This is a genomic window from Tardiphaga sp., from assembly GCF_028290495.1.
Taxonomy (GTDB): domain Bacteria; phylum Pseudomonadota; class Alphaproteobacteria; order Rhizobiales; family Xanthobacteraceae; genus Tardiphaga.
In genome coordinates, this window is record NZ_JAQGJT010000026.1 from 1 (window position 1) to 14258 (window position 14258).

At 57.8% G+C, this 14258-nt stretch carries 5 protein-coding genes and 1 pseudogene; 1 reads left to right on the forward strand and 5 read right to left on the reverse strand.

All coding sequences use genetic code 11. From position 1 onward, the window contains the following. Positions 1-105 precede the first annotated feature (105 nt). Positions 106-249: a hypothetical protein gene (locus JWQ24_RS04810; protein ID WP_299805050.1), complete on the reverse strand. Its 144-nt coding sequence runs from the start codon at positions 247-249 to the stop codon at positions 106-108. Positions 250-503: 254 nt separating this feature from the next. Here JWQ24_RS04810 and JWQ24_RS04815 point away from each other — a divergent pair, with 254 nt between their 5' ends. Further along, positions 504-1700, forward strand: coding sequence for a histidine kinase dimerization/phosphoacceptor domain -containing protein (locus JWQ24_RS04815; RefSeq protein ID WP_299805192.1), 1197 nt, complete (start codon positions 504-506; stop codon positions 1698-1700). Between the two features lie 32 nt (positions 1701-1732). Here the strand turns inward: JWQ24_RS04815 and JWQ24_RS28545 are convergent. From JWQ24_RS28545 to JWQ24_RS04830, 4 genes and pseudogenes are all read right to left on the reverse strand, one after another. Further along, a pseudogene (locus tag JWQ24_RS28545) lies at positions 1733-1930 on the reverse strand (methyltransferase); the annotation flags it as partial. Between the two features lie 899 nt (positions 1931-2829). Then, positions 2830-3624, reverse strand: coding sequence for a hypothetical protein (locus tag JWQ24_RS04820; protein WP_299805053.1), 795 nt, complete (start codon positions 3622-3624; stop codon positions 2830-2832). After that, complete coding sequence (locus JWQ24_RS04825) at positions 3621-4376, reverse strand: hypothetical protein (protein WP_299805056.1); 756 nt, start codon at positions 4374-4376, stop codon at positions 3621-3623. Before JWQ24_RS04825 ends, JWQ24_RS04820 begins: the two co-directional genes overlap by 4 nt. A gap of 628 nt (positions 4377-5004) precedes the next feature. Continuing rightward, a complete protein-coding gene (locus tag JWQ24_RS04830; protein ID WP_299805059.1) occupies positions 5005-14253 on the reverse strand; it encodes a neuraminidase-like domain-containing protein in 9249 nt (3082 codons plus the stop codon). Positions 14254-14258: the final 5 nt, after the last annotated feature.

A 14258-nucleotide genomic window follows, 5' to 3' on the forward strand; every position in this document is an offset into this window, starting at 1 on the left:
AACTTGCCACCATCGCAAACCGTCGCTTGCAGCACCGACTGCAGGCCGCTTAAACTCTAACCCCTGATGAGCCAGAGCCTCCCTTCTCGAAATGCCTGATCAGTCTCAAATTATCTGACGACGAACAATCGCTTCCTCGCCGGACGCCGTCAGGGCCGAGGCAAAGCCGCCGTCTGAAAGCGCTTCTTCGACCATAGCCTGAATAAGCTCCTCGTCCTCGACCACCAGAATCGTAACGGCATCGTTCAAAGCCCATCTCCCCCCGGGCTGCCTCGTTGCAGTGCCCCGGCAGGCTAAGAGGTGGTGGAACAATAAGATCCGTCGTTGAGACATACGAGGGCTTTTCCAGCAATACCACGCCTAGCACTAGACGCTTGGAAAGAGGTTCGCGCGCAAGTCCCCATCCCGCAGGGCAAACTGGAAGCGGACTCGTCCCAACTGGGCAACTTATCATGCTACAAGCCAAGAAGGGCCAGCCGCCCGGTTTTCGAAGGGACGAATTCATGCCAACCCCCGCGGGAACAGAGTTCGTGACGTCTCCCGTCCCGTCAAGCGCCGCAACGAGACAGGAACTTCCGTACCGGTTGAGACAACAGTCCTTGCTGGGTGAGTTCGGCCGAACCGCGCTCCAAACCCGCGATGTCGGCCAGATACTGCAACGCGCGACGGAGCTCTGCGCGCAGGGTCTCGAAACACCATTCGCCAAGGTCCTTGAGTACATGCCGGAGGAAAAAAGGTTACTGGTGAGCGCAGGCGTCGGATGGGCGCCTGAGACGATCGGCCAGATATCCTTGGGAGTCGATTTGGAGTCTCCCGCCGGCTATGCGTTCCATACCGGCCAAATTGTCATTTCCAATCACCTTCAGAAAGAAACCCGCTTTCGAACGCCGAAATTGCTCTCCGAGCACGGCATCAAGCGCGCCATCAATGTCCTGATCGCGCGGGGCGGCGAAGGCCATCTACCGTTTGGCGTTCTGGAGGTCGACAGCGGGGACCCGGGCCAATTTGACCTTGCGGATGCCGATTTCCTTGCCGGCTTCGCGGGCCTGCTCGGCATCGCCATCGAGCGGCAGCATGCCGACGCCGAGCTCCAAAAAGCCCTGGAGCACCAGGCCATCTTGACCCGAGAGATGAGCCACCGTGTCAAAAACAGCCTGGCGTCGGTGGTAGGGCTGCTTCGCGTCCAGTCGCGTAGCGCGCAGTCCGAGGAAGTTCAAAACGCACTCAAGGACGCGGCTTCCCGTATCACCACGATCGCCCAGGTTCACGATCACCTGTGGCGCAGCACCCGGATCGGGTTCGTCGATATTGCAGACTTCGCGGGCGAGCTTTGCAGAAAGCTGCAGGAAACACTCGCCTGCAAAATAAACTGCAACTTCGATCACCTGATGATTGCGGCGGACAAGGCAATTCCGCTTGGCCTCCTGATCAATGAGCTTGTCACTAACGCTGCGAAGCACGCCTACTCCGACAAGTCCGGCGAAATCCAGGTGGCGGGCGCCGGGCGTGGAGCCGATTTGCATGTCGTGGTAGCGGATCAGGGCGTAGGACTGCCGGCGGATTTCGATATGGACCAGCCGCGAGCGAGCCTAGGCTTCAAGGTGATCAAGAGCTTGCTTGCCCAACTCAATGGACGCATCGCGGTCTCATCAAACGAGCCAAAGGGCACAACAATCCAACTTGATGTACCGCTCGATTAGAGGAAGTCCGCCCATCCTACGTCCGGGAGCTGTCAAAGCTTCCCGGACCGATAGGCGAAGCGATCGGTCTCGCCCTTGATCGAGGGATCGAACACCTTGATCGAGCGCGGATCGTCCTTGTTCGAGAGCATGGTGCCTTCCGCGTCCACTACGAAGCCGCGCCTCCACCTGCTCGCGAAGGGATGCAGGCTTAATCCGATGCAGGACTGGGCGTCGCTCGTGCCCGCCCCGTCGACAACTGCCTGCAAGCGGACATCCCCTGCGCATGAATTGGGATTTCCGGAGTCACGGCACCGTTGGCTGCCTCTCAAAGACTCAGGAATATTACAAGCGGGGGCAGTCTAGGAAGGCGTTTGTTGCGGGTCCTCGATTTGAACTCACCATTCGAGAAGCTCCGAGTTCAGCCCATCATAGGAGCCCTGCAGTCGAAGTGTTCGGCTTGGCAAGCACGCCGTGGTTCTTGCGGGTCATCTGCTCAATTCGCTCGTTCGAAATAGCGAAATTCGTCCTGAACGTTTGCCCTGTCGATACCAGCAAAAATACCAGCAAAATGATCGGCTGCAACTGGAGCTTCCGCGAAATTTTACTTGTGTTCTCAAATAGGCCGCCCAAATTCTCCTGAAACTCAGGAATCGAACCAGCGTTGCAAGTTATTGTTATTGCTCATATTTTCTACTTGGTGCGCCATTCAGAATAAAACTACGAACTCGTATGTCATTGAAATTGTAATGTAATTCTGAAGGATATTTCCGCCTCATCACAACAATTGGACTCAGCGCCTTCAACAGAGGCGTTCCCCCCGCAGGGCTCGGCCTTGACGGCATGGGGCCGCAGGCCCCCTTTCTTTTGCTGCATACGATTGAAGCCTCTCTGCACGGGATGGCTCAGGAAAGATGCGGCTAGAGCCGCCATCGTCAGTCCTCCAACAAGGCCGGTTCTCATAACGAGCCTCGTCAGTTCTGAGCGGCGGCGCGCGTCGACAGCTTCACCAGCAACCTGGCGTTGGATCGGACCAACTGAACGCGGCCATGATCGGCATACTGGAGCCGGACCAACTGGTTGTGGAGCGCGCCTCGGATCCAGTTGAGCGGGTTGATGTCGCGGGCCCGAGCGGGCCGTCCGGTTGAAGTCAGGGTGAAGCTCCAGCCGGCTGGGCCCGCGGATTGTCCGGCGTCGGTTCGTCGATGAGCCATGTTGCATCCTCAAGGCGAAGGTGTCCTATGTTCGACGGTGCAGGCTCGCGGCGTTGGAAACGCATTTCTATCCGACCCCACGTCCCCCTCGTCCTGTCGTCGCTCGCATCTCGGCGCTTGTTGGTCCAGTACTCGCCCCTCAGGACCCAGGCCTCGGGATCGAGGCTCTCGTCGTTCAAGTCGAGTAAGAGGGCGCCGCTATGATCCTCGCCATGATCGACGGCCGGGATCACGGGAAGCGTCCGCTCCTTCCCGAAGGAGCTGTAGTAGGTGACGTAAAGACGCGCAGACATACTATTCGTGCGAGCGAGAGTCGCTGCGAGCGTGTTGCCGGTGCTCTGAGTGCGGATCAACGTCATTCGAAGCCCATGAAACGAATGATTTATCACCACAACCGTCCTGAATGGATTCCATTCGCCGGGGTTGGAGATGGCATGCCACGTACCCGAGAGGTCGGGAAAGTTGATGAGGCCGAGCTTCTGGAAGACCGGCTGTCGCCAGCCCCATTTGGTGAACAGCCAGAAGACCGCACCCGTGATCGCGAGGGCGCCTCCTGCGGCTTCGCTGAGTCCTCCGAAGGCGCCATAAAGGGCATGAATTGTATTCCAAGAAAGCTCGCGCGAAGGCAGAGCGATGTTCGTCTGCGCCCACCAAAGCTCCGTGAGAAACGCGATGACGAAGCAGATTCCAAGTCCCTTGCTGAGCCGGTTCCAGTTCGCAAGGCCGTTCATTGCGAGATGGCCTGGATGATCGCCTCGAAGTGCGGCTTCGATGCGCTATCTCCGGGCAGGCCCGGGAATCCTGTCTCCCCATCGCGCCAATCGCGCCCGCCTAGGACCGCGCTCACCGCAGCCGCAAGGTCGTCGACCTCACTCGCGCTGGACAGCACCTCCTCCAGCATTGCAATGAGACCGCAAGCGTCGCCTGCCGCTCCGGCCGCCCCCGGATAGGCGTCAAGCGGCTGGTCGAAATACATTCTTCGATCCTCGCTCGCCGCGCATCGTCGCCCGAAATTGTCCTGGAACCTTTGCCGGAGCCTTTCAAGGCTGCCGTCGAAAAACAGCAGCGGCCGCCCGCAAGCCTTCGCGAACGCGATCTCAGCGAGCGTGCCACGGCTGCCGCCAAATGCCACGACCACGTCGGGCGTCCGGCTGTTGATGACGTTTCGTATGTAGTGAGGCTGGCCCGTGTGAAGGAACAACCGTCGGGCACCCGCGGCGTAGTCCCAGCGGACGGCCTCAGCCCGCTGCTTCGCGGGCAAGATTCCGATGAGGCGGGCCTTGGAGGGCGACGCCTCCGCGGCCCCGAGCATCGACCCGTCCTTTACCTCGCCCTTGAGCTCAACCACTGCTCTTGGCAGCACTTGGCCGCCGGTCAACAGCATCCATTCGCGCTGAGCAATTACTCTCCCCAGCGCGACGCTGGGCGCCATCTGCCCGTCGCCACCGATGACGCCAATGATCGCTCGCCGTTGCCCAGGCATAATCGTCCCGCTGCCGTTTCAAGCAGTCTAAAGTCGTTTCGCGCCAACTGGAAGTGAGGACGCAGCAGTTTGGCGCAACATGCGGTTTTTGTTGCCGCTGCGAAGGCCGGCCTTGACGACAATTTCCTGGCCTTGCGCGCCGATGCCAGCCTCGACCATACATTTCGCGCACGGAATCAATGTCACCGCCTCCCGCGAAGGTCAGGTCGCAGCCGCCTTGGCCGATGCGCTTGTCAAGCTCCGGACGACTAAGTACCTGCACAACAAGGGAGACTATCAATTCTCGTTCTACCTCGTGGTGCATTGGTGTTTTCGAAGAATGTCTCCCGCCCTTCCCTGAAAATTCAACACGTCATATTTTTGTCGACCGGCAAGGCGGCTAGCGACACGATAGTCGGTCAATGATCGACGGAACAGATTTAAAAGCAGAGCGCCGCAGGCGTCCGCCCTTAGGCTAGGACGATCTTCAAGCTCACGTCAATGACCCGTCTTGCGCCGATTGGCGAGGAGACGTCGAAGCCTATCTCGCATGATCTGCCGCACCTCCACAGCTCGAGCTTTCGCACGCGTTCGCGCCGCAGATGGAATTCTCCCCATCGCTCCGTCTGAATCTCAAATCTTCACCCGCTCACGAAAGAACATACCGAACCACCAGCCACAGCCGGTCCAGATTCAGCTTGTTGCCCTGGAACGTGAGCGTCCAGTCATCCATAGGCACGCCACGGGTGTTCTCGGCATCGAAGGAGATTAAATCACCGACTGCAGCGCTGCGGACGAGCAGCGTGTCGTTGCCGCGCTCGGTAAGAGTCACGCCGGTCACGCCAGAGTCCTCGCCGGCAAAGACATAGACGTCATTGGCCGAGATCTTCGCGGCTTTGCGGCCCTTGGTGAATATCGGCAGGCGCTCGTAGATGCCTTTCAGTACGATGGCGGGGCCGCCCATCGGTTGGGTCGCCTTGTACCATTCGTTGGGGAAATCATGCTTAAGATCGAACGCTGCGTACAGACCCTCGTCGCGACTGAGATCCTCGACGCTCTTGATATATGCAAGCACGGAATCCGAGGCCGATTTCTTGAGCTTGTCACCGCCATCCTTGGATGTATACCGCATCGTCAGCACGACGTCGGAGATCGTGTCGTAGTCGAATTGCCGGAACTGGCTCGGAAGCTCAAGGCTCCATTTGCTGATCGCTCCCGCGCCCTCGAATGGACTGTACCGCTCATCACGAAAATTCAGTTCGAACAGCCCGCTATCGCTTTGCCCTTTGCTGACGGCGATGGCAGTGATCGGAATGTTGACCGTACTGAAGCGCTCGTCGTTCTCGTCGGTTCGCTGCGGATAGTCGCTCTTGTCCTTGACGATTGCGCTGCTCCGGAACTTGTGCTCCCGCAAACGCAAGGTGCAATTCAGGCTGGTGTACGGACCAATGACGCAGGGCACGGTAACGGCGACCGACCTGATGCGCCGCATATATTGGCCCGGAAGATCCATGTCGAAAAGCACTTCCGGCACGGCAAACTCGCAAACCCCAGTCTGGCGCAGCTGCAGGAGGGCGAGCGGGTCGACTTGCTTGAGAGATATTTCCTTCACTACTTCGAAGTCGTAGCCGCGCTCCGACTGGTAGGCGGCCTCAAGCTGTTTCAGGCCGATATAGAGCCGTTCGCCGGCGAGCAGGCCGTCATGAGAGGCGTCCCAATAGCCGAACTGAATAAAGTTGGAATCCGTCTGCCGCTCGAAGCGGAAGACCTGTTCGGCGCGTTTGGCGATGTCGTAGGCAAGCGTGTAGGCTTGGTAGTAGAGCCCGCGTACCGAATCCTGCATCCAGGAATATAGCTCTTCGTTGGTGTATTTGTTGCGCAGGAAATCCTCGACCTCTTGCGCATTGTCGATCTGCTTTTGCTGGTTGGTGATTTCCTGTCCCGCGATGTTGATGCGAATTTGCTGGGTCAGTATCTGCTTGTCGATGCCCTTGATTTCATATCCCGCGGTGTTCGCCTGGAGTACGCGGTCCTGCAGCTGACGCAGGAAGCCTCCCTTGCGACCCGCAGACGTCGATTCATAGGTCCGCTTGGAGACGGTTCCCTGAGCGGATCTGGCCATCGCCTGGAACGCGGCGCCCAAATTCGAGCCGCCGAAGCTGATGGTACCTCCGCAGCCGAGGGGCTGAAAGCTGGCGCCGAAATTAGGGATGATGCTCATGACGCTGCCAAGCGTCTCCATCTGCGTCACAGCGTCCTGTTGATCGGACGCAATGCCTGCCTTGTCCAACTCCTCCTTTTCCAGCGACATCAATTTCATGCCGCTGTCGCTGACAGGCGCCTCGATCATGTCCGGCAATTCGGCGAAATCGGTGTCGACGTCGGCCGGTACCTTGGCCAGGTCTTCACCGATTAGCTTGAGGGCGTGCTGGAGGCGATAGACCGGCCCCTTACGGTTCTGCTGTAGGGATTCGAGCGTTTTGTTCGCCTCGTCGAGCTGTTGTTTGCGCAATTCCATGACGAGATTAGCGATGCTCGACTCGTGCGTAGCGCGAAGCTTGGTGAGCGCTTCAGCGTCGGCCTTCTCCTTGGCGCTGAGGAAGGCATTGCCGAGCCCCTTCAATTCGCCGCACAATTCTATCGCTTTCTGCACGAGATAATTGAAGCGATAGTTCGGCATCGGACTGTTGAGATCGTTCAATACGCTGGACAGACTTAGCCCAGCGGCCGCCGCAGCGACGAGCAGGCCTGGATCGATCGGCGCATCGAACAGCGGCAGCTGGCGGAAGACCCCGTTGATGTCCTCGCAATGCCGGATTTTGAAAAGTCGGTCATCAATAGTGTCACGCAACGCCTGCAGATTCGGATTCGGCGGGATGCAGAAATAGAGCGACGTCGCAAAGCCGAACACATTAGGAATGCCGACTACGCCGTTGCTGGCGCCTGTCGGGTTCGAGATCTGGTTGCTAAACGGGAAAGCAAGTTCGAGCTCTACCATTGCGTTGCCGAACGCATCCCATTTATCCAGCAGCGAGAGGTAGGTTTCCGGCAGAATCTTCCCACGCTTTGGAATCACCTGACCCTTCGGGCCATAGATGTGCGACGCCAGCACATAACACTGGATCGCCATTGGTATCGCCTCGAGCGAGTTCTGGCGGAAATAATAGTCACCATAAGCGATCAATATCTGAACGTACTGCATGACCACCCATTTCATATAGGCGGATGGACGCGAGCGCGCGACCACGTGCGGCTGGAAAGGATTGTCGCGCCACTCGTTAATGGCCTTGTTCGGCACTCCGGGCTGGAGACTGAGGAACAGCCTTTCCAGCACGTTCATTGCGTCGATCTGCTTGAAGGGCGGGAATTGCCAGAAACGGCTGGCCTCGGCGCCTTTCGCCGAGGGATCGAACACGTAGTGGCACATCTCGAGCGCTTGATCGAACTGTTGGCCCGCGAGCAGTTTGGCTACGATCGCCATCGGCGCGTGCAGGCCCACCTCCCAATTGTAGAGGGCGTAGGGCCGCCGCAACTCGTGAAAGCCGACCTCCAAATCGGCACCGTATGCGTCGTCGGTGGTATTCTGATTGGTGATCCCCGCGTAATAGGCGTAGAGATCGTCGAGACCGCCGCGTGCCAGCTCCCCCAGCAATTCGTCCACGAAGGTATGATTGAAGCTCCGTGCTTTTCCCTCGCCACTGACGGTGACGCTTGCGGGTTCGACGTCGAAATACGGTTGTTTCGCGAGAAGTGGCGGATCCTCGGCGCCGACCGCCTGAAGCGAATGCATCTGCGTGTTCGACTGGGTAAAATGGAAGGTGGTGCTGGTACGATCGGATGCTGCAATGGCCGGCGGCGAATTGGATTCGCCGAACAACTGGCTTCCAGAAAATGTGAAGCGCTTCTTGGCTGTTTCGAAACCGCCGTAATAGACGTCCACGTGGACCTGCGCCCCGATTTGGTTGACAACCCGCGGCAGAAATTCGTACTGGCTTATGTCGGGAACCGGATGGGGTGGGCTCGGTGGATCGTTCCCATTGGGATCATCTGGGAATGAATCCGACGAAACCTGCTTCGGCGTCCATTTGCCGTTGCGGAGCTCCGTCCAGCCGATCTTGATCTCCCAGTAGATGTACGGGGCAGTTGAGGCTGGAGTTTCGCCAGCGTGCTTCTGAATGGTCTCGCCAGAATTCTTTTTGTTGGCGGCGGTCTTCTTGACGAATTGCGGGAAGAACACCAGCAGCCGGCCGTTGGTCACCACCGGCGTCAAATAGCTGCCATGCCCGGTTACAATGCCGCTGTCCGCTTGCTCGACATCATAGCTCGGGATGTCAACCGTCATTTTGCCCCACGGATACCAGTTGTCTGCGTAAACTTCGTAGTAGCGATAGTAGAATAGATAGGGCGCGTTCCGAGTGCGGCCGAAAATATGTATCTTGGCCTGGTTGCCGTCCCTGTCGCTCTCGACATATAGGCCGACAATGGTGAGGTTGGCCACTTCGTCGACCTTGAACAGATAGTTCTGCAGGGCGCTATCGACCGATTGGGGGGTGATGTCCTTCTGCAACAGCTCGGACTCGAGCTCCTTGTAGAAGATACTTTTGTCGTCGCGCAGCTCGGTCTTGATCCAATTCTCCGGATAGAGAAATACCTTTCGGTTTGCCTGCCACAGAACAAACTTCTCCATCCAGGTCCAACGGTCGCGGTCGAGCGCGTCATTCGGAACATAAGGCGATTCCAGTCCGAGCATGCAGCGCTGTACGAAGAGCTGGACCGTCGAGATCGCCTGTTTGATGCGCGAGGTCTCCATGCAGGCGCACATCTGGACGTCGATTAGGAAGAACTCAAACAGCGTGTCGGCGTCCAAAATCTCGCCGCGATCCGCCGCCCAGTCGATCAGATCCTGCTGCACGAGCAAATAAGCGATGAGCGCGTTCTTCTGGTTCTCCCGCTGCGTGTCGTTGAGCGGCTTGATGACTTGCTCCCAGTCCTCCGCGTCAAAGCGTGAGCGCAGCGCCTTGCGGATGTCTTCCGCGATCTTGTGGCACGGCCAGAACTGCGAATTGGGATCGGCCCAGCCGAATAGGCTGTCTACATTCATATTGGTCTTGGAGGCGATGGCCAGAGCCTTTTGAAGGGTCACGAGGTTAATCTCGTTACGGAAATCTGCGGGCGTGCCGACGTCGAAATGCGCAGGCGTCAGCAGGTGTGAAACGCTCGTCTCGTCCCAGGTGGCGACGGCAGCGATCTTGGCGCCAAGCTTCGTCGGATCGTCTGGATTCACCGCCCAGCCAAACAGATCGAGGAGCTTGGTATCCAACTGCGGCAAGCTGTCACGCAGCTTCGTGTACGCCTGCAACCGCTTCCAGTGTTTCAATTTCACCGAGTTAAAGTCGAAGTCGTCGAAGTCAGTACTATGAGCATGGAAATATTCGACTTCGTCTTCCGTCAGGTTGAATCCATTGACGAGGATCGCCGCCTTAAAGATCTTGGCGAAGGCTTCGCCAGTGCCCTTCATGGAATCGTCGGGCAGTAGTGCCGAGCCGGGGATCGTCATCTTGGGCGAGATCGCAGTCTTCCAGGCGAGCTGCGAGAGCGCGACACCGGTTACCTGAAGGTAATAGAGCTTGCCGCTCTTGAGCAGCACGGGATCGCTCGACCAAACGTTTGAGGGATCGTCCTGCTGGTGCGGAAAGCTAATCGCCTGTCCGTCCAGAACGAGCGGCGCGGGCGCCGTGTCACTCGTCACCGCGAAAGTGTACGAATCCGAAGTGGGCGGGATAAGGTATCCTTTCCAGATTCCTGGCGTCGAGGGCGGAATGTTCTTGATGTTCTCGAGCGACGTCATAGCATCGAGCGGCGGGGTCCCGACCGTGAGCACCTTTGACAGCAACGTGTCGGTCACGTCGGCAGCTAATCCCGTCGCGCCAGACATCGTGTCGACGATAAGCTTGTGTGCCAACCGCTCGCGGAGGAACGGCATAAAGCATCTAAGAAAATAGAGGCGTTTGATCGGTGCGGTGTTTGGGTCGGGTAGGGTCGGATCAATTTGATCAGCGGGCACGGTGACGTCACCCGCAAGCAGAATGGCCTTGGCAGCCGCCTTGTCCGCAAAAATTCCGAACAGCACGTCATCGTAGAAGTGCTCCGCCTGCTTGGCCGCTCGATCGATCGCCTTGCCCCAGTCCACATTGCCAGGCACCAGGCTCTTGGCTTGCATGGCTTCGTTCGCGGTAAGGAGGCCAGTGACCTGAATGCCGGCAGAGGACGGTGTCGCGGTCGGCTGGTTGCTGTATTTGAGTTTAGCTGCAAGTGCTGCCGGGATCGTCAAAGTCAGATTGACGGGCGCGTTCGTGGAATAGACCGTTGTGCCATTGATCAGGCCGACGATTCCCTCCACCACAGTTTGATCAAAGATCAGACCGGCCTTGGCGCGCACCACGTCATTGGTGGCAGTCTCCGGCTTGTCTTGCGGAATATCTGGTTGATCTTTGTCGATGCCAGTAAGGCCGTCATAGATTATCTTTGCGAGCTGCAGAGCTTTTTTCGGCGAGGGCGCCTGAGGCCTGAGTGGGTCATCGATCTCGCGGATAACGTAGTCGAGTTGCTGAAATTTGAAGCCCGCGTCCTCCATCTTGCCCCACACGTCGAACAAGACGACTGTCGAAGCGGCATCGACGAAGGGATCGCCGAAAAGGGCAAAGACATTGACAAGATCTGTCACCTTGACATGCAGCAGCTTGGCGATCAATCCGTGGCGGTAGAGCGCAGAAACGTTGGCAAGCGTCAGCGAATCCCGCAGACGTCGCTGCGCCATGATGGCTTGCACGTCGCCGGCCTTTAAACTCAACGCGGCCATGAGGACCGGGAGGTGATCGCTGATTTTTGCGGGCTGGGTCAAAAAATTACCATTCGCGTCGGCGGCAAAAACCTTGTCAAGGCCCTGGATGTTGTGCGTAAGAAAGAGCTTTGCATAGAGCGACCCACTGCCTGCCGTACTGATGTCGGCCCAAAATGTAAGCAACTTCAGCAGTGGCAAGCCGGTGAGGTCGAGCAGCTTCTTAATCGCAGCCAATTGGTGGATGAACTCTGGTGTAATGTCGAAATCGACCGCCCTTTCATCCGGGCATTCCAGCGTGCCGCCATCGTCGCAGCAGCAGTCTTCGTCGCCGTTGTCAGGAGTGTCGGCGCAATCGTCCTTGAACGCGGCGAAACTCACGTAGGGCGCGGCGCCCGAGTAGGAGGCGCCTAGCGCGTCGGCGGGTGGTTCGACGAAACCGTTCAGCGCCTTGTCAGCCTCGTCAATCGTCCAGCCCATCTTGCGCCACAAGCGAATGAACCGCTGAATGCGGTCGTATTCATCTTCTGTCAGCGCTGTTCCGTCGAGATGAGCGAGACGGACCTTGTTCAGATCGCAGGAGTCGCGCGTTGGCAACCACCGGGCGAGACTGCGCCCCTCGTGCAGGTAATCGTACAATGCGTAATCAATCACTGCCCCGATGACCGGAGCCCCGAAATCACGTACGAAAACTTCGCCTTTAAACAATACATTTGTCCCATCGTCTTTGAGCGCGATCTTCAAGTCCTGCCCGACCTGTCCAATGATTTTGCCGTCGTTGTCGGTGATGGAGCCGTCCGCGGACAACATGCCAATCTCTGTCCAGCCTCCCTCGGCCCGCTTGTAAAGATGCCCGTAGACGTTCAGCTGCGGTCCATCGCCGGTTTCCAAGACGATCAGCTGTCCGACGCGCTCGAAATAGCAATAGACCCAGCGAGCGAGTTCCTTGGCACGCTGCTCGTCGCCGCAACAATCCGACTTCATTTTATGACAGGGATCCGGGTGCAAAAATGCCTTTAACAGAGGCAGGACATCGTCCGTCGCCTCCAGCCATTCAATCAGCTTGGCATAGCGAATCCTCGGATCCGAGCTACTATTATCCACCAGCGTCTGCATGAAGCGGTAGCTTAGCCGCAGGCTTTCCATGATCGTCAGTGCGAGCCCCTGCGGGTAATTGGGGTTGATGCTGCGCGTCAGGAGAAGATCGACGAGGTCGCTGTACTGGATGCCGGTGCGCGGCAGAAACTGCTTCTTCACGAAAGTCAGGCCGGCCTGGCGCGTCTCGTCAGTGCTGAGCATCTCCGTGCTGCTGCCGTATCCGTAATATTCGCAGACTGGCTTGACACCGATTTTCTGGCTATAAATGTCGTCGGTCAGCGTCTGGCTCTGCGTCAGTTCAAAATACCGCTTCGGCCAGAAGGCCTGACGGGTAAGAATGATGTATTCCTCCTGTGTCATTCGAAGAAATTCCGCATCGGCGGACCGATCAAGCACTGCTGGATGCAGGGCCTGCAATTCCTGTTGCTGTGCAGGCGGGAGGCCCTGGCCAGAGCCGCTTTCGCTTGCGGTTCGGTAGGTATCGAGAAGCTCGAACCGGCTCGTGCCCATGTAATCGAGCAAGATGCGGGCTGCATCGATCGGCTGATGATAGGGCAACGAAAAGGGGTACACCGCGCTCTTGAGAATACAATAGGCCTCGTAATTTATGTGTTGCGGTTGCGCGAGAAGCTCTTCGGACGTCTCGTCGATCACATCGAAAACCTCGAGCGTCGCCTGCTTCGGCACGTGCGTGTCGGCATGATATTTTCCAAGATGCACGACGAAACTTTCCATCACCTCGTTGACGAGATCGATGTAGGGCAGCACGGTGTTGGTATTCTCGCAGGTCAGGTCAAGACAGAAGATGTCCGGCCGGCGCCGGTAAAGCATCGCCAGCGGGGTATTTGCAAAGCCCTTATGAATATTCGGATTATGCGTCGGATCCGGATCGTCGCTCTTAGGATCCGGCCCCAGATCGTTGTTGCGCAAATATTGCATCAACTCGACGAAATAGGCCGCGGGACTGTAGACCGACTGGCAGTCGTCGCAAGCGCAATAGTCCATGCTGCCAAACAGGGTTTCCAGATTTAGCGGTACCGCATGTTTGTTGAGAATGCCCGCGAATATCTTCTTCTTGTCGTCAAGGCTGGCATCCGCGTAGTCGTTGTCGAGTATCTTCATGCCGGATCCGCGTGCGGCTTCCTGCATTGTCATCAGCGCGTTTTCGTTGCGAACGCGCGCATCGATCGCATAGGTGTAGACACGTTGTGCCGAGTCCTCGCCGAGCGCTTCCTTGTGGGCGTTCATGAAGGTCGATTCCGGCATCTCGCTGATCTGGAAGGCCGAAGTTAGATTGGCTTTGAGTAGTACGGGAACCGCCTCCCCTGTCGGGCTCAGCGCTTGCACACGTTGAAGGGTCTTTAGCTGTTCGATGACGCCAGTCCGCTTATCCGCCGCAACTGAAGCAAGCGCGTCAGAGTCCTGCAACGCGGTATAGATAGAGGTTTGCCGGATATTGAAGTCCGGCTTGGCGTTGAAAAATTGCAACACGCCCGTGCGCACGTCGGCGTCGGCAATCGGAATCTCGGAAGCCTGGATCATACGTTGAAGTGCGGCGCTCGTCTGTACGGAAAACAGCCTGTTGTTGAGGGTGACCGCGGTCGCTTTCGCGGCCATGGCGCTATCGGCTGTTGTGTCTTTGTCGTCCGGGGGGGCGATGAGCGCGGCGAGCTTGTCGACGTCGTAGTTGAGGGCGAGGTCGCGAAACGAAGTGACGTTGGCTTGCTTTGCGATCTTCGTTACTAGGCTGACGTCGTCATTGGTTAGGTCCGCCAGCGAATGGGCAAGATCGGCTTTTTGCAATTGCTCTGGCGCAAGCGTTTCCGCGACCGACGCGCGCGCGGCAGTCCAGTCGCCGTTCGACGCCTCCAGAGCCGCACTTACTGCATTGAACACCTTCCCAGAGAGTACGCCGCGAAGCGATCTTATTCTGGTCTGAAGCTTCGAATTGGATGATGCCATGATGA